Below are 19369 nucleotides of genomic sequence, written 5' to 3' on the forward strand. Positions count from 1 at the left end.
GATAGTCGGATCGATACAGTGTCGTCGATGATTTCGAAGTGATCGGGGTCGAGGTTGAACTTCCGGAAGATGGGTGTCCAGTCGGTGCCGATGTCTTCGAGCATGGTGACGTTTTTGAATTCGCCGCCGTCACTGCTGAGTAGGCAGTCACCTTTGGTGAGTGTTGGTTCTGGTGGTGGCGTTTCGGTCTCATCATCTTCGCGAATCAACTCAGCTAGTACACCCATGCAATCCCCCTAGTCGCACCAGACGCCTACGCGGCGAATCCAGTTTTGCGCATCAACGTCGGTCGACCCTGATCCGTTGTGTTCTTTCGCAGCGTCCGCCAGTTGGGTTCGCAGCCGAGTGTGGTCGTCGGCTCGGAACCATTCGCGGACGCGCCAGGTTCTCGGCCTCTCAGTTCGGAAGGTTCTACTCACAGCAGCATCTCCCCTGGATGTGATCCTTAACCGCGGTCAATCCACCCGTAAACCCTGCCCGTACGCACACTTTGAAGAGTCGCGCCATGGATCCCGGCCATGTGGTGAATGCGTCGCGGTCGTCGTCATCGAGTGTGTCGAGCCACGCCCCAGCCTTACAAAACATCAGCCACCCCAGCTTCCCGCCAGTAAGGATCCGCAGACTTCAACGTCTCCACTGTCTCCCACGGCTTCCGATACACGACCGTGGTTGTCATTTCCCGCCCGCCCATGCGCACGGTGACTTTCTGTCCCTCAACGAGTTCCACGATCACCCTTTGTCTTCGGTGTCGGTGCGGTCCTCAACACCCGCAGACCGGTGAACCTCACGTTCCGCCGGCGCAACCTTCAACGCATCCAACTTGTCGGGCGAGTATCCAGCCCACCTGGTACCACCCGCATCCACGACCGGGGCGGATGTGAACCCCCACGACTGAATCAACGCCAACGCGGCAGGATCTTCATCGACCTTCACCACTGTGTATGGGGTGTGGTTGTTGTCGAGTTTCTTCATGGTGAATTTGCAGCCTGGGCAGTTGGCCTTGCTGTATACGGTTACGTTCAATTGTTTCCTAGTCCTTTGAAGATGATGTGAAGGATCATGAAAAGGACCCCAATCACGTTGCACCGCTGAGCGTCGCCGTGATGCACGAATTCGATTCGTTTCGGTATGAACTCTGCGTGATCGACACGACCGCGTCCCTGGGCCAGTCACGTGTGGCAGCAACAAACTGTTCTAGAACGTCGAGGGTCAAGCGACCGACATTCATGGTCGCGGTGGTGCTTACAACGGGCTTGGTACTCACAGGTCTCCCTCGTTATGACACAAAAAAAGTGCCCCAGACATCGCCTGGGGCTACTACTCAAACCTTCATCTGAAACAACATGAACTTCACAAGCCAGTCGTAATACGTTTCAACCAGCCACTCCCACAACCGCTTCACCAAACCGACTCCCTACGCATCTCATCGAGCATGGTCTGGATCTTCGCGACCGCTCGCGCTGACGCGTCAGTTTCAGGCAGCTCGTCGTAGTAGATGCCATACGAGTTCCACCCGAACGCGAACGAACCACTCGTGGAGATGTCTACGTGCAGGTATCCCGGTTTCACAGGCCGCCTCAGTCCACGGCTTGCACGTTGCACCACACACCTCGGAGGATTCGGCACCGTCCCCAGCACAAATCTCTGCGGAATCGACCACGGATTCGACCACACCTCTTGATACGCGAACTCGCCTCGCTCTCCCTCAGGTAACTCTTCGTAGGGGAAGACCATCCGACCGGACACACTCACTCCTCACAACAGAACGAATCAGACCAATCTGAGCCTGCAACGACTTAAGAGCACGCTCGGTGAACTCGCGCTTCAAGTTCAGCCGCAACTCAATCTCGCTCACCGACAACCGATTCGGATTCTTGCGCCGCGCACGTGACATGAGCGCTCATTCGAAGTAGCGGGTATGGACCTTGAGGTAGCCGACGATCGAACCCACCGGATCATCGTTACTCCAGTCGCAGACACCGTCGCCAGGGATACAATGGGACTTCACCGGAACCGCGAAACCCTCACGCTCACCAGACATCAACGCACCTGGCAAATGAAACGGCAGTTGCGTCTCGATACCCGCGCCGGCCTGCCTGGGGTCCGAGTACAGAACCCCTTCGACACCAGGCTTCTGTTCCTCTGTCAACACGTCTCCGACGATTCGCGAGCCCTGACTGTAGCCCACCACAAGTGTGTCCTCAGGGGCTTCCGCCAACGCTTCACGCAACGCTTGCTTGCCCGCATCCACGCTCCGGTTGTAGCTCGGCCACAACACGGTCCCCGGATACACAATGTTCGTGACAGTGTCGCCTGGCTTGATCTCGGGTGCGTGTAGTACGGCTCCGTCCCGTCCGGTGCCGTCGACAACGATCACGTTGCGAGCATTGGCATTCGAAGCCATTTCAAAAGGCGCAAGACAACCGATAAGTAGCGCGAACGTGGCAATGACCATAGGGCACTTACCCATAGTCGCCCCCCTACAACTCAATTGGTGCGGATTAACTGGCGGATTCAGGCGAGAATTGCGGCACCGTAGGCAGGCATGAAATAGTGTTCACAGCAGGCGAAAAGGCTTCGCCTCAAAAATTGAATAGGGAACAAATGAAGACGAACGAATGGCTTGTCCTCACAAGCGACATACGCGAAGCAATCGACTTGGCCAAAGCGCACGAGTCTACGCACCTCACGGCTATCGAACCGTGCAGATGCCCTGTGTCACCGTGCGACTCGGAGACGGCGGCTCCCTACAGCTACTCGGTGATCATCCAGGCCACTAACGGCTACGTGTAACTGGTAGGCCCGTTTGTAGGCAGGGTGGTGGCCTGAACCAGACCACCACCCGCCAAGGCGGACCACGGGAACACCCACAAGCTCACCGGGTCAACACCAACCTGCCGCGACTGGCCAACGCCCGCAGATTCTCACACCGACGTGTGAGCCGTACCCCGTGCGAGAGTTGAACTCGCACACACATTCTTTTGAGGAATGCCGCTTTGCCTGTTTGCGTAACGGGGCAGATACTCCCGCTCATTGTGTGCAGGAGACAACCGTTGATTCGGCGGGTAGCGATAAATATCTGAGACACCCAACTGCGAACCAACTACAACCACAACACTAACTGCCCACCATCCCGAACCGGTTTACGATGCCCACGCCCCGGACCCGCCAACTCAAACCCACGCCGATTCCGAAACTGCAACTGCGAGCCAGTCTGCCTGCGCTCACACAACACACGGGCCGCCCGCAACGAATCCTTATCGAAATACCAACGCCCACCACCCCTGCCCACTTTGACGAGTCCTTCTTTCCGCCAGCGGTGGAGGGTTTTGGTGGATCGGTTGACGTATCGGGTTGCGTCCCACACGTCCAGCCACACTGTCGCCATTGATAGCCTTTCAATCCCCCGGATGGAATACCCGCCGGTCATTCATCGTCGGTAGCCTCGACATCCACAACGCGACCGAGTACCGCGGTGTAGTCGTCGTGTTGTGAAAGCCTCCCAGAGGTCTGTACCAGCAAGTCGCGGAACTCCTTTGCCTTTGATTCGTCTTCTAAGACGTACCGCGCCATAACCAGAAGTTGAAGACCCGAAACTAGGCAGTGGTCTCGGTTTGTCGAGTACTTCACCATCTGATCCGGAAAGTTGGCTTGAGTCCGCTCAAATGGCGGCACATGCCGCCACCCGTTGACTACCAGAACTCCTTTCGCTGTCACTCCGTGTTCCAACTCGGTGGCAACCCACTTCTCAAGCTGAGCAGCGTGGCTCTCTGCTCCGCTCTTCGTTACCCCCTTCACCTCAACCACGATCACCTGGCCTTCATGTTCCAATCGCAGATCGGCCCTACCTGGTTCAGATTCCAACGATTCGAAGCCAAGAAGTTCAAATGCCCTCTTGCACTGAGCTTCCAGAGCTGCGCCTTGGGCTGAGATCAACCACTTCCACCGTTCGTCCTCAGCATGCTCAGCCTTCAACTTTTCCAATGCTGCTTCGAGGGCTGCGATTTGGTTCTCAAGCTGCGACTGATCGGCGAGCCGCTTGGTTTCGGATTCAAAACGATATTCTTCAAACCACTCTGGACGTTCGATTGCACTCGGCTCTTGCAAAAGCCGAATCCACTCAAGCAGAGCGCGGGGACTGTCAAGGGGGTCCGTATCTTCATCGTCAGGTCCTTGCCCCTCCGCAGGATCACCTTCGCCTTCTTCATCGCTTGGAATCCAAAGCTCGGGGATCAGGATCGTCATACCTCTCCCCTGGTCCTGAACGAGCGACGCGACTATCAGATCTGTGCCAGCTATTTTGAGGAGCGGGATGCCGGGAACGGTATTGAAATATGCTCGGTATATCCACTGGTGTTCCGTGCGCTTCCACAAAGTGGAGATTCGTTGGTGGACCAATTCGATATTTAGTCCCACAGCCTGCCCGACCTGCAAGTCAACTGGAACTGCCACCATCAGGTCTACAAATTCGCGTAGAGTCGTCGTCACCCTGTTGCGCCCTGTCCCAGAATAGTGCCGCTCACCGGTGTCTAAGGCGATGCGCAGAGCAGGAGACAGTACGATTACCACAGTTCGTCCCAGCTCGAGAAGTCGAGCAAACTCAGTCTTTCTCCGCTCGATCGCAGCCCGCCAAAGCACAGAGACATTTTGATTGGGCGCTGGGCAATTCTCGAACTTGCTGTGCGTACTCCCGATCAGCTTCAGGTGGGTTCTTGCTGGATGCCAGACAACAACCTCGTAGTCGAACGCGGAAATCGGAGATTCGAAGCTCGTCAGGTCGCAGTCTTCGAGTTCGTACTCGGTGTCGATTAGAAGTGTGCGCATAGTTCATTGTGCGATATCACCAAGAGGGGGCACACGACAGACGGTACCAATGCATGTCAGAACAAGGCAGGTTCAGCATCCCTACGAGCCGCGAAATCCTGCTCCGACGACAAAAACACATCCAACTCAGGCCACAACATCCGATTCACATTCCGAACCGAACGCACCTCCCCCACAAACCCCTCAGGAGCAACAAACCCCACCGCCCCCAACAGCCACGCACGAATATCCCGAACAGCCGTCAAATCGCCATACAAGACACCCCGCGGCACACCCTGCACACGCCACACCCAGCCCCGATGAGGAATCCCCAACGCATCAGCCCACCGAAACAGGACAGCAGCCTCAGCGTCAGCACAATCCAACGCATCAACATTCAACGGAGGCTTAGACTTCGGACGCGCACCAGTCGACACACGCTCAGCATCCTCCACACGCTCAACATCCGACTGATCCCGACCCGCCGCAGCACTACTGTTTGCGTACGCTTGCCGGCGGAGGAACTCGATCACGTCCGGGGTGTCTTTGACTAGGTCGATGAGTTCGTTCATGGGTCCCCTTTCTGTGGGGTGGTCATTTGACTCGTCGTGTTGGTTTGAATGTTGTTCTGCGTGTGCGGGCTGGGTTGTTTGCCCACATCGGCGGACTGGTTGAGGGTTTCGGTAGCGGGGTAGCAACCTCAGGTTTACGCCCACCAAGGAAACCGCCCGTGCTTCCAGTACGCCGGCCATACGTCCACTGGGTTGATTCGATCGATGGCCTATCGACTGGAACCCACCAAGGCGACGGATCGGGCGTCCACTGAATTCTCCCGTCCTCCTGCTGCTGGAAAGTGCCGGTCAGTTGCATGAAGCTGATCGCCTGGTTCAGTCCATGCTTTCGGATGAGAGCCATCAGATCGAGGTGCTCAATGTCGGGCAGTCCGCACAGTCGCCGCATCTCTTCATACGGAACCTGCGGCGTCATCCCGCATCCCCCGGAGTGAAGAGGACGGTGACACTGCCGTTTTGCTCTAGCGGGTCTTCGGCGGTGTCGTGCCACGGAATAATCCACATGCGTGCGCATTTGACGAAGATGTGACCGACTGGACCTACTAGGGCTTGTGTCCAGACGACTGACCCCACCGGCAGCGCATCCAACTCGGCCGCGCTGTTCACCGTGTGAGGCTTCGACCAACCAGCGGCGAGGAGTCGGTCGGCCGCGTGCTGTGGCAGCGTCCCAATGCCACCGGGGTTGTCGAGAACTGCGCCGGCCAATATGTGCACCAGTTCGTCTCTCGCTGGTGTGGCCTGTGATCGGATCTCACTCACAACGACTCCTCCGAAGGCTTGCTGTATCCCAGCGATTCGATGACCGCGAAGACTGTTCCGACAAGGTCTTTGACGTCCCACTTGTTCGGAATGCGGCGTGGCATTTCTCGTGTCAGTGCCCATTCCATGACCTCGCGATCGGATTGGGCTAGGTGGCCGCAGTTGTTGCAGGTGGTCAATGCGCTCATTGCTGCCCCCCTTCGGGCTCGTCGAGTCCGCGCTCGTACAGGAATTGCTTGCACGCCTTGAGGTGCTTAATGAGGGGGTCGAGCTGATCGAATCGGATGTTGAGGTCGTCGCCATATCGGTTGTCGATGGTGATGCCGGGCTGATGAACTTCCCCGGGGCACTCAACGATTGGGTCGTGCCCGTTGTCGAAGTCGCCCCAGTTCCAAATCTTTGTGCTCATGATGGTGTCTCCAATTCTCGGATTGCGAGGCAAGGGTGAGGGACGATGGCATATCCGTGTTCGTTGCTTCCGCAGCCTTCGCACATCCCGAACTCGTCGGGCGTGTGCAGTGCTTGGACTCGCTCGACAGCCGCAACCAGGGCGTCCGCCTGCTACACCAACTTGAACGCAATGGGCGGGTCCAAAGTGATCGCACGCCGACGAGATAATGGGACTTCTCGAATCGCCTCGGCTATCAGCGCTTTCGTGTGCTCAACATCCACCCCAGTCACGAGGACACCTCGGCCCCTTGGGTGACGACCGACGAAAGCAGGTATTCCAGAATTCCCTGTGCTGCATCGGCGAAATCGATGACAGTGTGGTCGCTACCAATGTCGTAGCCCAGCAGGATCTCCTCAATCGCGTCGGCACTGAGCTGGTCCATTGGAATGCCGACAACGTCCCTGCCTGATAGTTCGCGAACACCGATCAACCTGGACAGGTCTCCGTAGTGAACTTTCCATGTCGGATGCAACGAATGGATCCGTGTCGGGTCGTTGTCGAGTCGCACTCGGAGATGCGCTGTAGCTCTGGTTGATCCCACGATTGTTCCGAAGTCGATGTCGTCGCCTCCGAAGAATGTGATCCGTTGGCCTCGGCTCGCTGGTACCTGGTAGTTCTTTCGGATGTATTCAAGGCTCATGCCGCCACCCCCAATGTCATTTGCTCGCCGGCAGATGAATGTGTGTCACTCCATAGGTCGATGAACCACGGCTTGTTCGCGATACACGCAACGTGTCGAACACTTCCCTCCCCGCAATGCCGCCGATGAGCATCGACATAGGTGCCGCCGTGGCTGGCCTGCCACAGCATCGAGCAGCGTTCCGCGTGTACGAGTTTCGCGCCGGCGAAGATGGTTTCGGTTGCGAGGAACGTCTTCCACTTCGCTTTGGCTGACTTTTCGTGTTCGGGGTGATTGCACTTCTCTGTTCGGCAGATGAGGAAGATCCGCCAGCCGTCCGCGCTCATGCTCACCCCTCCTCGGCCGCAACGAACGGGGCACAGAGGTTGGCACTTGCGCGGGCGCCGGGTGATCTGAGCCAGCCGTCAGGGTCACCTCGCCAAGTTCCGTCTGTGCCGCGGACCATCACGTTCTCGGGTACGTCTTCGATCCGCTTCCACGGTCCGGTTTCGGTGGGGGCAGGGACAGCCGGCGAGGAGGACGACTTCTGCCAGTGCTCACCATTTGCCGTTGTGTGATCGCCGTAGTGCCCGGCCGCCAGCGCACACAGGTAAGCGCGATCACCCTGGAAGATGCCTGCGCACGTTTCCGCTTTCGTCTCCTCCTCGGCGGGTTCGGCAGGGGCGGAGTAGTACTCCTCAGCGGTCTCGCGGTAGGTGCGGCCCAGTGGATCGTTCGGGTTCACGTCACCCCAACCATCCTCGGCGGGTTCGGTTGCCGGGAACAGGGCGCGGAGACGGGCCTGCGCATCGAGCACAACCTTGATGTCCTGCGAACCATTCAGGCCGAGCACGATCCGCACGTCTTTCACCTGTTCGGCGGTGAGTGCCATACCGCCGGCAGGGATGAGACGGCCAGTGGACTGGAGATGCGCGAGGACCCGCTCAACCCCGGTTCGCACAGCCTGCTGCGAATCTCCGGTCATTGACTCGAAAGTGCGACTGGCATTTCGGTCGAAGTCGACGCTTCGCCACCACGCTGCTTCACCCTCAATCTGCCGGTTTGCAAGTTCGGTGGTGAGGTCAGGCGTGAGGTCTACGGCTTCAGCGTTCATCTCAGCGACGGCTGCCGCCATCTCCTGCCCGATGCGCGTGAGCTTCTCAATCCGACTTTCAATCATGTGTTCTCCTAGTTCAATGAATTGATCACCGCCTGAGCGGGCTTATCCCGAATCACCACAACTGCCCGACGCAACGCCTCCACGTCATCCCGCAAATGCCCCAACAGCTGATTGCACGGCGAACAGAGAAGGCTCCGAACACATTTGCCGCACGATTCCCCGCCAGGGCAGCAACTGTGGTCGTGATCGACAGCGAGCATCCGCGCCTTTCCTGACGCTCTTTGGCAGATGTAGCAACGTCCGCCTTGTGCCGCCAGGATTGCGGGGTACATTCCTGGCGGCAGTTTGTAGGTGTTTTGGACGTAGCGGGCGTGTGATTTCGCCTTGGTGGCTGCACGTTTGGCTCGGTGGTGGGTCGTGCAGCGTGGTCCGGGTACTGGTTTGCCGGTTCGTTTGTCTGTGGCGATTGGCCGGTTGGTGGTGATGTTCTCGGCCACGCAGTCAACGCACGGTTTCACGATCTCAGTGCCTTGTACCGTTCCAAGTACCAGATTGCCTTGTCGATGTCCTCAATCGGACTGTCATGCTTGAGGTCTGCACGCCAGATGTACTTGGTTGCGTTTCCGAGCAGGAACCCCATGTGCTCGGTGATCTGAATGCATTCGATGCCGCTGGGGTGGCTGCGGTAGTGGTTGGGGTTGATTGCGTCTGACTGCAGTTCATAGTCAGTTGGCTTGTCTGGCACATCCCACTCTGCAGCTGGATCAGCACCAGGATCACCCAGCCCGTCACACTGCAACGGAACCTCACGCTTCCACTTGTAGTTGCCACCCGGCACCGAGAACAGAAGCCACTTCGTATGCGGATCGCTGAAGTAGGCCGTTAGGAATCCAGGTTGCGGGAATCCGAAGTTGGCGGTGGCGTAGTCCGCCCACATCTCATCAAACTCGCGAATATCGCTCACGCTGCCAACCCCTTCGGCAAATGATCATTCTCGATCAGCACCTTGAAACCCTGACGCGCAGCCGGCAGATAAACAATCACACCCTCAGGACGATCGAAATCAGCTACACGCGAACCAGACTCAGCCAACTCCGCGACAGTGTCATCCACCGCATTCGTAGTGAAGTCGCCGCGGTACAACACCGGCACCACACCCAAAGAATCGACTGCCGCCAACTCATCAGCATGTGACTGCCAACGATCCACGTTGAACAAACTAAATCGCTTGTCGCCGTTCTTCAGGCCGTAGGCGCGTTGAATTCCGCTACCCCACCATTCGCCGTAGTGATATCCGGGCCCGAGGGTGTCTGCGAGTGCGCCGGCATTGGCGTAAACCCAGCGGGCGAATCCTGCGTTGTCGTTGTCTGGGGTGACGATGCGGTTGCGTGATTGTGCGCCTACGAATGTTTGGTCATCGTTGACGTAGATGCAGGCGTTTGTGCCGTCAATCTTTTCGGTGATCACGACGGATCGTTTGAGGCGTGGCGTTTTGGGCCAGGGCTTGAATTCGAAGTCACTCATGTTCAGTCTCCTGTTCTGGGTTGGGGAAGCCATCGAATGGGTCGTCGGGCAGGTCTCTGCAGTGCCAGCACCATTCGGGTGGGAACTCGGATCGGACACACAAACCATCAACAAGCGTCATTTGCCCAACTCGATTCGTAGTTCACGGATTTCGGTGATCAGTTGGTCGACGGCGATCAGAAGTTCACCTGTCGCGGATTCGTGGTCGCTTTGCCCTATGGATTCGAGGGCTGTATCTACCCACACTTGTGCTCGTTCTAGACGTTCACTCATGCTGCGATTTCCTCCACCGGCACCAACTCATACCCGCAAGCAGCCAACGCCTTCTCATGAGAACGAACAGAACCCTCAAACAACGGCACCCCACCAAACCGCGTAAACACCACAGTCGACGCACGCTCAACATCCGGATCCGACGCATCCGGCTCGATGATCGTCCACACCAACAGTTGTTTGCCGTGGGCTGTGGGGCCGTCTTCGATGTCGTAGATCTCGGCGTGGCCGGCATACCCGGTGGCGGGTTGAGCTGTGGGCCAGGCTATTGCAGTCATGTTTTCTCCTTTGGGCATGAGAAAGGGAGGACCACAGCTGTGTGATCCTCCCGTGCAGGTGTATTCAGCTATGGGTTATGCGCTGCCCCAGGGGTCCGCAGGTGCGTCATTGTTGCTCTTACGCTTCGGGATCGGGCTCGACACCGTCCGAACCGTCAACTCAGCCGACTGGCGAGTCTCCCCGTCCTTCTCGTACGGGCGGATGTAAAACTCACCCGACAGTTCAATCTCAGTCTTCGCGTCGAAGTTTTCCTTCACGAACTCCGCGAGTGGTCCCCATGCGGCGCAACGGATTACTGCGCTCTTGTCCTTCTCCCACTGCCCGGTTGATTCGTTTTTCTTGTCTTTGTTGAATGCGACGGGGAAGTTGGCGACGGGTCGGTCGCCGATGAATTTGAGTTCAATTTCTCCGATGATGAAACCCTTGCCACTCAGATTGGCCAAAGCCATGTGATGCTCTCTTTCGTTAGATGGTTTGTTTTACAGAATGTTTCAGGCGTTTCACGATCGTTCGACCATGTCGCCACACTGGGAGCAGTGCCAGCCCCAACTGGACATGCCATTGACGTCGTAACCCCGTCGCCAGAACGTAGACCGCTTGACGAATCGACCACAGACGCACTGCATCTGTCTGGCGCGCCGCTTAGGTTCCAGCGCTTGACATGCCTCCAATTCGCCGACCTCCTCGGGTGGCATGATTCGCCAAACCAGGTTGGTCATGCGTTCGGGCCGCGAGCATCCATACGCCTCGCGCTCCCCTGTTCCAGTCTCTGGTCCTGAGAGCACGTGATCGTTGTCCCGCCAGGATCTAACTGGTTGTAGCCGCGATCGACGTTCAAATCGACCCTCGTGTTCTCATGCCAGTCCCGGGTTGCAGAATGGAGTTCGCGGATGTCTTTCAACGTGATTGACGACTTCTGCCCTGTCGAGAACGTGATGTTCAGGGGCATCACGCACCTACCTTTCGCCGTGAGCCGTGCCAGCGTCCCCCGACCAAACCAACCACCAACAGGCCGAAGAACGCCTGCCAGAAACTGATCCCCCACGGATAGATCGCACCCAACGCCACCATCAACAACCAAGGCGACAACACCCACAAACCGATCAACACAAACACGGCCACAAGAATCTTCTCAAAGTCCTCGGCCACAACAGATTTAGCCATAAACACTCCTACTCATAGTTGTTCATCGAGTCGTAGTACTCGGCATCAGGAATCCATGGCAATCCCACCGCTCCGTGCTGCAATGAAGCTGGCCACGCACGCTCCTCACGAGACCCGCGCCACGACACCACATCCACCATCGATGCCCGAGCCAAACCCGGATCGCTCTTCGCCCGGCGAATACCGAACCCGAACTCAGGCCAACGACGCCACAACGAAGACCCGATCGGACGCATAACCCGCTGCCCCTGCATGTCATTCGAATTGCCCGCGTGCGCCTCAGTAAGCAACGCGAACCCGTGACGCTCACGCAACCCGTCAATCACGTGAGCCACTTCCCGCGCCGAAGTCTCCTCAGACGGGTCACGATGGTGCAGTTTGTACAACGGCCCTAACACCAACAGGTCGGGTGCCAACGACTGAATCGCGTTCTCCAGCCACGAAATGTCTCGACCCGACAGAAGATCGATCCCAGCCGGTTTCGTATCAATTCGCATCTGATCGTTCCAGTCCACCAAGCCATGCCCGTGCTGCTCTCGGATCGCTTTCACACGGTCGATGACCCACCTGTATCTGCGGCGTGACTGATCGTCGGAGTTTTCGCAGTCGATTACGAGCACTCGCACTGATTGGTTTCCGTCACCCATGACGTTGCCGCCGAATGGGTGCACTCCGCCGGCGAGGCATGCCGCGATTTGTGAGCAGAGAACGGATTTACCGCCACCCTCTGCCCCAGTGATGACAGTTCGGTCCATCCGCTCAAGTAGCCCTGGAACGAGCCATTGACGCGCTTGAGTTTCGGCTGCAAGAAAGTCACTCATACCTCTGGGGAGTGGCGTTTCTCGATCCGCTGCGGTGTCTTCTGCGGCATCGCAGGCTTCGCGTAATAGTTTGGTCGCTACGCGAACTTCCGCTGACCCGTCGATGTCGGAGAGCGATTGCAGCCGCTGAGTGGTCCGCTGACACGCGTCAGCAAGCTTCCGCCTACCAGAGAGTTCCCTAAGCCTTGCGGCGATCTGAGAAGCGCTCTCAGGCCTCCAAGCCAACTCAGTTAGCCCGAAGATCTTCACCGCATCCCAAAACCTCGTCAGACCCTGTGCCTGCAACTGCCCTGCCAAGGTCACCGTGTCCACCGACTGCTTCGAGCGCAACATCTTCACGATTACCGCCGCGAGCTCTTTATGCGCCGGGTGATACCAATCGTCAGGCTCAACAGTCAGTAGCGCGTCACCGCACCGGTCAGGGAATTGGACCGCCAACCCGAGAAGGGTTTTCTCCTGCAATTCATCCCACGCTACTTCACGATCGTATTCAACCTCAATCAATCCATTTCACTCCTGCCATAAAGGTGCATCCTGATTCACGAGAGTGTTACTGGGCTTTTTGTCGGCCCGATTAATCCAATTGGTGAAAGCCGCGTCCCAATTGACTTTCCGCTCATCTTTGGACTCCGCCCAGTTACGTATCTCCTCTGCGAGCACTTCGACGTTCATGCCGCGGGCACGCGCTCGTTCGATGTGCGACTGATTCGGAACCCAATCCGAAGGGATTGGAAGGCTGGGACGCTTGCGTGAACCACCCTCGATCCCTCGTTCCCTTGTTCCCTTGCTCCCTTGCTCCTGCAGTGAGGGCTCAGTGAGGGCTCCGTGAGGACTCACTGAGGATTCAGTGAGTTTGACGCCGTCGCTGGTAGGGAGCGGTTTATTCGAGCGAGTAGGTCGGTTGATCTTCTGATGAACGGCCCAATTCGAGATGTACAAGTACGGCCGACCATCGGCCCCGATGTATCGCACGATTTGACCACTACTTGAGAGCTCAGTGAGCCCTCCGTGAACCCTCACTGAGGACTCAGTGACATCGTCCATCGGGAACAGATCGGACCGAATGAGTTCCGCCGAGTCCAACCCCACGCCGTTATCGTCCACATAATTCCAGAGCCCAATAAACAGGAGCCGCGTTGGAATCGAATGCTGCGTCACATCCAGCGAACGCCAGAACTCAGGTTTTATGGATCTGATACGCAAATCATCCAACCTCCATCATCATCCAAAAGCGACTTCACTCCACGCCGATAAACCGCCGTCGACAAAGAATCCCCAGAATTCCGGACGATATGCCCAAACTCCATAGACGATGAACGATTCGACTCGATATCGCGATGGCACGCCGCGCAAATGAAAAGCAAATTTGATGCCGCATTGATAGCCGGGTCTCTGGTCCCGCCCATACCGCGGGGTTTCCTGTGATGTATCTGCTCCGCGGCACCCATACCGCAGCATTCGCAATCCCCGCCGGCCCGCTTCGTCACCAGCTCCACCGTCCGCCTATCCGGCCCCGTCCTTCGCCCGGCCACGCTTCCTCCTCTGAGACTCACGATCCCGACACGTCGTACACACACCCGACCTCCGAATCCCCAACCGCACACGCCCACCCAACGGCCCCGTCGACCCAAACCTGCGCGCACACAACGAACACGCCACCGGATCGTCAGGCCTCGGAGCAATACATGACCTACACGTCGACAAACTCGACCGAACCAACTCACCCACCGTTGCAGGCTCATCCGCATACCTGATCGAACGCCCACACACCACGCAACGGCTCAACGCTGCAGAACGGCGCGGCATATGTCCCCGCTCCCGACGACGCTTCCTCTGATAGCACGACATGCACTTGCCCTGTGCGCCCTTGCAAACCCATCCACGCGGCTTGCCCTGCGCGAGGTGTCCTTTGCGGTACATGCTGCGCCCACAATCGACGCAAGATCCGCCGTACCAATCGGCGACCGGTTCACCCTCTGCGATGGAAAGAAGCTGCGCGAGTGCGTTACTCATCGCAAATGATTCCCGCACGAACCACACCAGACACGTGAATGAGGTCCGGTTCTTCGAACGTCCCCAACAGCGCTGTCATGTCGATAGGTTTCGCCGCATCAGCAGCGCAGTCCCGCAGCACGGGGCAGCCAGCGCACAACTCGCGAGCTGCCCCGACAGGATCCTCGGCAGGAAGGTTGGTGACGTACCAGAGTTCAGGATCGGCGGTCAGACATTTCGCTTGTTGTTGCCAACCCATGTTGTGTTGTTCCTAGTTGTCGGTGGCGTGGTAGTTGACGCCCGCATTGAATTGGACCTGATCGATCTCGCCTGCCCGGAACTTGCGGTTCAACCCGCGCAACGCTGTCAGCGGGATCCGATACTGTTCTGCAAGGTTTTCGGCTATCCTGTGCGCTTTGGACAGGTTGTCGTTGCGTTGTTGCAGGGTGTGGATGTATTGGATTGCGTTGTGAATGTCGGGTTCGCCGGCGTGGTTGAGGGCGAGTTGGTCGACCTCTTCGGGTGTCATGACTCCAACACCTCTGTCAGAGGAAACTCCGACTCCCCGAACACGCTCCAGCCGTTGCGTCGATTCTCGCGAGCGGTTCGCGCCTCCTCAAGGTCCTCCACGTAACGCCAAACGCCAGTTTTCAGCCTCACCGCGAGGGTCTGATCGTCAGCGGTGCGAACGAGCGTCACGTCGTCCGGGATTTCGTCACCTTTATGGAAGACACGCGGCGTCGGCGGTTTCGGTTCGTCCAGCACCTCGGTGAGTGGCAGATAGTAGCCCCACAAATCGCCACCATGGCCCTCGCCATCAGTATTTGACGGCATGTAACCGTCCTCGGATGACCCCTGCAAGGAGAACTCGCCGTTGGGTCTACGAGTCCACACGTCGCCGTCTGTGTCGACAACCCTCTGTACATCGTCGGGAATGATGCTGCCGCGCTCGAACACACGAGGCCCAACCGCACCAGCATCCAACGCAGACTTAGCCTCCACCGCCATACGCAACCACTGACCCGGATCCCGCGACGACAATAACTCCCGCCGCACACCATCGTTGTAGTACGCATTCCGGATCGCCGCAGCCAACTCCACAACCTCAGCAGGCTGCGACTCCACCAACCGCACATGAGCGGCCCGACCGCGCAACTGCTGAGCCGCACCAACAAGATGCACAGCCTCAGCATGCTCAGCTACTGCCTCAATCTGATCTGCCGTCACACTCATACCGCAACCTCCATCAAAGGAAACTCGAAATCAAACCAAGCTGCGCGCAGCGGTTCTGGACCCACCGCGCCCGTATTTGAACGCAGATATCCAGGCAACTCGCCCGGATCCCGCACCAACTTGAACGCACCGTTTTCGGCCCGCACATACTCATCACCGTCAGGCGACCCCACACGCTCAACGTCATCGGGAATCAGATCCCCGAACTCAAACACCCTCACGGCCTGCCCCTTCCGCTCAAATCCATCTCACGACGCAAATTCACCGACCGCGTAATCAACGTGTCCTTCTCCTCCGAACGCGCCTTCACCCGAGCCTTCGCATGACGCAGAGCAGACTTCGCAGCCTGCAACACCTTCCGAGACTCAGCCGTCTTCAATAACACCTGCGCCTCACGATCCGCCGCAGTCTTCCCGTCTGCCTCCAATTGCGCCCACGCCTCAGCCAACAAATGAGCTTCGGTCGCCTCATCGTGGGCACCCTCGATCGACTCCAACAGATCAGGCATTTCCTGAAAGAACTGTTCGAGTTCGTAGAGTCGAGCGTTGACGTAGGCAGGCGAGGTGGGATCGAGTTGCTCAGAAAGGAGAACGTCTCTCACATCGCCGCTCATCAGAACGGAGGTATCAGAGCAAGTACAGCGCGGAGGACCGCCAGATCAGTTTCAGTGTTCAACCCGCCCTTGCCTCCGGCCTCACCAACAAGGCCGGTCACCTGAGCGGGTGTGAACTGAGCAGCCTGTGCTGCAGCGATGATCTTCGCCCGAAGGTCTGCTGCCTCGGCATCTTCAGGTTTGGGCTGAGCTGCAGGCTTTGAATCCGGCACATCGCGTTCCGCTTGACGGTTCCGCACTTCCTCAGCCGAAGCAATCCCACGCTTCGTGTCAGCCGCCAGCGCCGCGACAATCGCACGACCCCACGCCGAAGTCTCAGCATTCATCAACTCAGACCCCTTGGTGTACGGCGTCTTGCCAGGGACGACCTCCTGCGCCATACCCACACCCGGCAGCGGATCATCCGGCGAACGGTAGGCCGCGGCAACCACAATGATGTGAACCACTCCGCCAAGATCTACAACCTCATACGGTTTGGCCTTGTCCCACGGCTGCAGCGAACCTTCCGGGTACTTGGTTCGGAACTCCGCGATCCGTTCCGGAACTTCGATGTAGTCGTCATTCTTCTGATAGCCCATTACGCCACAACCTCCAACGGCTTCATCTTCCGAGCCTCACGAACCCGCACAGCCAACTTCGCGAACTCCCAACCAGCCCCAATATCAACCGAATACGCAGCAGCAGAAGGAGACTTTCCCCGAATCGGCACATGAATCAACACCGCCTCCGACAAATCCAAATCCGCATGCAACACCTCACGAGCACCAGTCACTTGGTCATAGCGCTCACCATGCGCATACGAAGCAAACTGAATCGCAGCCTTCAGCGGATACCGGGGATCCGAAGCACCAGTCTTCAAATCCCCAATCTGCACACGCCCAGACCGCTTATGCCGCAAAAGCTTGTCGAACGAACCCGCCGCCTGCAGCTCGTCCACAACCACAAACTCTTCAGCAGCCAACACCTCGTAGTCGGACATCACCTCCCGGTAGCAGTCCATCCACGGCTTGAACTCCTCAGGCATGAACTCAGGCTCACCACCCGCATCCACAATCTCCGTGAACTCGTGAAACGCCGTACCCTTTCCCGATCCGTCATCCGACGACGCAGCTGTCTGAGCACGCGAAACGAGCTGCTTCATCTGCGTTTTCGCCTGCGACCACGGATCCTTGTACTTGGACACCAGTGACGCGACCTGCGCGGCGACGGACTTTTCGCGGATCAAACCGACAGCGGTCTGCGCTGCCAGCCAGTCCCCCAGGTTCGATTTGTCATCGAGTGCGCCGGCGAGTGTCGATACTCGGGTGTAGCCGACAGCGTTGACGGGGGTCTTCTTTTTGCCTTCGTATTTGAGTGGCTGTCCGTCTGTGGTGACGAAGGGCCTCCCGTACTGATCTCTCACCACGCTGTAATCAGTGATTTGAATCGCCCTCCGTCACATTGAAAACCGAACCCGACACCAACACACACGGCGGCACATGCCCCGCAACCAACACACAATCCCGACCAAACTCCGCAGCAGCCACCTCAACCACATCAAAATGCGGGCACGCAGCCGGAACATCATCCGGATCAAAACCCAACCCCACCAACGGCGGATCCAACACCGGAGGACCACTCGGAACACTCACAACACACCCACCATCTGAGACCACACCAACAGATAAGAAGCCAGCACAGCCCCATAGAAACGCCACTCATTGACAGACACAGGCGATTTCACTGCACCCACCCCCTGAACCGCGCATACGCATATGCACCCAATAGCATCGTCGCGCCGAAAGCTCCCTTAACCCAGTCAAGTTCACCCTCCGGGTCTTCATCAGGAGGCAACGAGGTCATCGCCGGATCCGAAACTTGCGGGCCAGGAAATCCGGAAACCAACCCTCACCATTGATCAACACATCCATGTCAGCCGCCGTACCAGCAGGATCCGCGAATGTGACTCGCTCCTCGCACCATTCAGGATCAGCGGCAAGCAACCGATCAGCCGCAGCTTCAAGCTCACGATTCGTCATGCCGCAACCCCCTGCCACGCAACAGCACCCGAATGCGGACGCCGAGAAGAACACCGGCCAACCTTCACAACACGCCCCTCAGCATGAGCAGTCCTGACCAACGAGAATCCCAACGACGGCTCCGCCAACGTCGGCAACATCTCGACCGTGAACGGAACACCCGAACAAACCAAGCGATCCACCACCTCACGAGCACGCGCCTGATACGCCGAATCCGTGACAACCCCAAGCTGTTTGAGACGAGCCATCATCACGTCAGGCTTCACATAGCCCAACTTCTCGGCAATCTCCGCATTCGAGAAACCGAAGGACCGGAAATGCTTGTACTCGTGAATCAGATCTGAATCCGTGTACGCCATCAGACAGCCACCTTCATGATACGAACCAACTCGGCCAGGCCCGCCGGCGAGAACCGCAACTCAATTGGCATCGCGTCACCTGCGACGAGATACTCCGAAACACAGTCCCGAGGGAACCCGAACCCATCAGTCCAAGCCGCACCCGTATTCAAAAACCGATGCAGCCGAACCGCATTCGTATCAACACCGTGATGCTTCAGATGATCGAGGGCCTCGAAAACGCTGTACGTCACATCCTCGAACACCTCAGTGAGTGGGAAGTCACTGTCTTCCCATGCGGGATCTGTCGTATCGCTCGGCCCCCACCCGCCATTGTGATTGACATGCAGGAATCCGAAATTGCCAGATCCCTTGCGTTCCACAACCTGGAACGACTTGTTCTCCTCGTTCGACAGCCGGAGGCGTTTCACATCGTCGGGGATGGTGTCACCGCGATCAAAAACGCGGGGTGCCAACGTGTACGGGATCGGCGAGTGATCCGAGAACTCCGCAAAACCCTCGAACGTGGCGTCCTCAGCGGCAACCTGATCTCGACTGACAATCGTAGTGCCGGGCTGCGCAACCAAATCCCCCAGCCGATCCAGCCAACCACTTCCGCTGGACTCTTGATCAGTGATGTAGTGGACGGCCTTCGCCAACGCCGATTGCATGTTTTCCCAAACATCACGGCGAATTGATATAGTTTCCATTGAATGGTCCTTTGAGTGGGATGTTCGTAGGCCCGGCCACTGGTGGTGCAGTGCCGGGCCATTCCATTTGGGCAAGTCAG

27 protein-coding genes, 1 tRNA gene and 1 pseudogene are annotated in these 19369 nt (G+C 57.7%); all 29 read right to left on the minus strand.

The window, feature by feature from the left end; all coding sequences use genetic code 11:
- Positions 1–729: 729 nt before the first annotated feature.
- The 29 genes and pseudogenes from P0M12_RS00215 to P0M12_RS00355 all read right to left on the minus strand — a co-directional run bounded on the left by P0M12_RS00215 (position 730) and on the right by P0M12_RS00355 (position 19364).
- Positions 730–1173, minus strand: coding sequence for a glutaredoxin family protein (locus P0M12_RS00215; protein ID WP_346772258.1), 444 nt, complete (start codon positions 1171–1173; stop codon positions 730–732).
- Between the two features lie 727 nt (positions 1174–1900).
- Complete coding sequence (locus P0M12_RS00220) at positions 1901–2404, minus strand: PE-PPE domain-containing protein (protein WP_277377288.1); 504 nt, start codon at positions 2402–2404, stop codon at positions 1901–1903.
- 540 nt (positions 2405–2944) lie between these two features.
- Positions 2945–3018: transfer RNA gene (locus P0M12_RS00225), tRNA-Leu, on the minus strand.
- A 408-nt stretch (positions 3019–3426) separates the two neighbouring features.
- A complete protein-coding gene (locus P0M12_RS00230) occupies positions 3427–4824 on the minus strand; it encodes a hypothetical protein (RefSeq protein ID WP_277377289.1) in 1398 nt (465 codons plus the stop codon).
- Positions 4825–4880: 56 nt separating this feature from the next.
- On the minus strand, positions 4881–5375 hold the full coding sequence (locus tag P0M12_RS00235) for a hypothetical protein (RefSeq protein WP_210377318.1): 495 nt from the start codon (positions 5373–5375) through the stop codon (positions 4881–4883).
- Between the two features lie 411 nt (positions 5376–5786).
- Positions 5787–6134: a hypothetical protein gene (locus tag P0M12_RS00240; RefSeq protein ID WP_277377291.1), complete on the minus strand. Its 348-nt coding sequence runs from the start codon at positions 6132–6134 to the stop codon at positions 5787–5789.
- Positions 6131–6322: a hypothetical protein gene (locus tag P0M12_RS00245; RefSeq protein WP_277377292.1), complete on the minus strand. Its 192-nt coding sequence runs from the start codon at positions 6320–6322 to the stop codon at positions 6131–6133. Before P0M12_RS00245 ends, P0M12_RS00240 begins: the two co-directional genes overlap by 4 nt.
- Positions 6319–6543: a hypothetical protein gene (locus P0M12_RS00250; RefSeq protein WP_277377293.1), complete on the minus strand. Its 225-nt coding sequence runs from the start codon at positions 6541–6543 to the stop codon at positions 6319–6321. The genes P0M12_RS00245 and P0M12_RS00250 overlap by 4 nt, the downstream gene beginning before the upstream one ends.
- Positions 6544–6811: 268 nt before the next feature.
- Entirely contained in the window at positions 6812–7225 is a 414-nt protein-coding gene (locus P0M12_RS00255) for a hypothetical protein (protein ID WP_277377294.1), read from the minus strand.
- Positions 7222–7551: a hypothetical protein gene (locus P0M12_RS00260; protein ID WP_277377296.1), complete on the minus strand. Its 330-nt coding sequence runs from the start codon at positions 7549–7551 to the stop codon at positions 7222–7224. The genes P0M12_RS00255 and P0M12_RS00260 overlap by 4 nt, the downstream gene beginning before the upstream one ends.
- Before the next feature lie 2 nt (positions 7552–7553).
- Positions 7554–8384, minus strand: a complete 831-nt coding sequence (locus tag P0M12_RS00265; protein ID WP_277377297.1) for a hypothetical protein — start codon at positions 8382–8384, stop codon at positions 7554–7556.
- 8 nt (positions 8385–8392) lie between these two features.
- Positions 8393–8842 carry an endonuclease VII domain-containing protein gene (locus tag P0M12_RS00270; RefSeq protein WP_210377335.1) on the minus strand — a complete coding sequence of 150 codons (450 nt, stop codon included), beginning with the start codon at positions 8840–8842 and terminating at the stop codon, positions 8393–8395.
- A complete protein-coding gene (locus P0M12_RS00275; protein WP_277377298.1) occupies positions 8839–9288 on the minus strand; it encodes a DUF3310 domain-containing protein in 450 nt (149 codons plus the stop codon). Before P0M12_RS00275 ends, P0M12_RS00270 begins: the two co-directional genes overlap by 4 nt.
- Positions 9285–9848, minus strand: coding sequence for an RNA ligase family protein (locus tag P0M12_RS00280; RefSeq protein ID WP_277377299.1), 564 nt, complete (start codon positions 9846–9848; stop codon positions 9285–9287). The genes P0M12_RS00275 and P0M12_RS00280 overlap by 4 nt, the downstream gene beginning before the upstream one ends.
- Positions 9849–9965: 117 nt before the next feature.
- Positions 9966–10121, minus strand: a complete 156-nt coding sequence (locus tag P0M12_RS00285) for a hypothetical protein (RefSeq protein ID WP_277377300.1) — start codon at positions 10119–10121, stop codon at positions 9966–9968.
- A complete protein-coding gene (locus P0M12_RS00290) occupies positions 10118–10399 on the minus strand; it encodes a hypothetical protein (protein ID WP_277377301.1) in 282 nt (93 codons plus the stop codon). The genes P0M12_RS00285 and P0M12_RS00290 overlap by 4 nt, the downstream gene beginning before the upstream one ends.
- A gap of 75 nt (positions 10400–10474) precedes the next feature.
- On the minus strand, positions 10475–10849 hold the full coding sequence (locus P0M12_RS00295) for a single-stranded DNA-binding protein (protein ID WP_277377302.1): 375 nt from the start codon (positions 10847–10849) through the stop codon (positions 10475–10477).
- Between the two features lie 499 nt (positions 10850–11348).
- A complete protein-coding gene (locus tag P0M12_RS00300; RefSeq protein ID WP_277377303.1) occupies positions 11349–11564 on the minus strand; it encodes a hypothetical protein in 216 nt (71 codons plus the stop codon).
- Between the two features lie 8 nt (positions 11565–11572).
- The gene (locus P0M12_RS00305; RefSeq protein WP_277377944.1) at positions 11573–12385 is read right to left on the minus strand and encodes an AAA family ATPase; all 813 of its coding nucleotides are present in this window, start codon (positions 12383–12385) and stop codon (positions 11573–11575) included.
- A gap of 273 nt (positions 12386–12658) precedes the next feature.
- Positions 12659–12889, minus strand: a pseudogene (locus tag P0M12_RS00310) (DnaB-like helicase N-terminal domain-containing protein); the annotation flags it as partial.
- A gap of 1759 nt (positions 12890–14648) precedes the next feature.
- Positions 14649–14906, minus strand: a complete 258-nt coding sequence (locus P0M12_RS00315; protein WP_277377304.1) for a hypothetical protein — start codon at positions 14904–14906, stop codon at positions 14649–14651.
- On the minus strand, positions 14903–15610 hold the full coding sequence (locus P0M12_RS00320) for a hypothetical protein (RefSeq protein WP_277377306.1): 708 nt from the start codon (positions 15608–15610) through the stop codon (positions 14903–14905). The genes P0M12_RS00315 and P0M12_RS00320 overlap by 4 nt, the downstream gene beginning before the upstream one ends.
- A complete protein-coding gene (locus tag P0M12_RS00325) occupies positions 15607–15831 on the minus strand; it encodes a hypothetical protein (protein WP_210377349.1) in 225 nt (74 codons plus the stop codon). The genes P0M12_RS00320 and P0M12_RS00325 overlap by 4 nt, the downstream gene beginning before the upstream one ends.
- Positions 15828–16211 carry a hypothetical protein gene (locus P0M12_RS00330; protein WP_277377308.1) on the minus strand — a complete coding sequence of 128 codons (384 nt, stop codon included), beginning with the start codon at positions 16209–16211 and terminating at the stop codon, positions 15828–15830. Before P0M12_RS00330 ends, P0M12_RS00325 begins: the two co-directional genes overlap by 4 nt.
- Before the next feature lie 11 nt (positions 16212–16222).
- A complete protein-coding gene (locus P0M12_RS00335; protein WP_277377310.1) occupies positions 16223–16801 on the minus strand; it encodes a hypothetical protein in 579 nt (192 codons plus the stop codon).
- Positions 16801–17628 carry a hypothetical protein gene (locus P0M12_RS00340; protein WP_210377354.1) on the minus strand — a complete coding sequence of 276 codons (828 nt, stop codon included), beginning with the start codon at positions 17626–17628 and terminating at the stop codon, positions 16801–16803. Before P0M12_RS00340 ends, P0M12_RS00335 begins: the two co-directional genes overlap by 1 nt.
- A gap of 433 nt (positions 17629–18061) precedes the next feature.
- Complete coding sequence (locus P0M12_RS00345; RefSeq protein ID WP_210377356.1) at positions 18062–18241, minus strand: hypothetical protein; 180 nt, start codon at positions 18239–18241, stop codon at positions 18062–18064.
- Positions 18238–18600, minus strand: a complete 363-nt coding sequence (locus P0M12_RS00350; protein ID WP_210377358.1) for a hypothetical protein — start codon at positions 18598–18600, stop codon at positions 18238–18240. Before P0M12_RS00350 ends, P0M12_RS00345 begins: the two co-directional genes overlap by 4 nt.
- Positions 18600–19364, minus strand: coding sequence for a hypothetical protein (locus P0M12_RS00355; protein WP_277377312.1), 765 nt, complete (start codon positions 19362–19364; stop codon positions 18600–18602). Before P0M12_RS00355 ends, P0M12_RS00350 begins: the two co-directional genes overlap by 1 nt.
- Between the last annotated feature and the right edge of the window lie 5 nt (positions 19365–19369).

Origin of the sequence: Rhodococcus sp. RCBS9, assembly GCF_029457415.1 — a bacterium.
GTDB classification, from domain to species: Bacteria; Actinomycetota; Actinomycetes; order Mycobacteriales; family Mycobacteriaceae; genus Rhodococcus_F; species Rhodococcus_F qingshengii.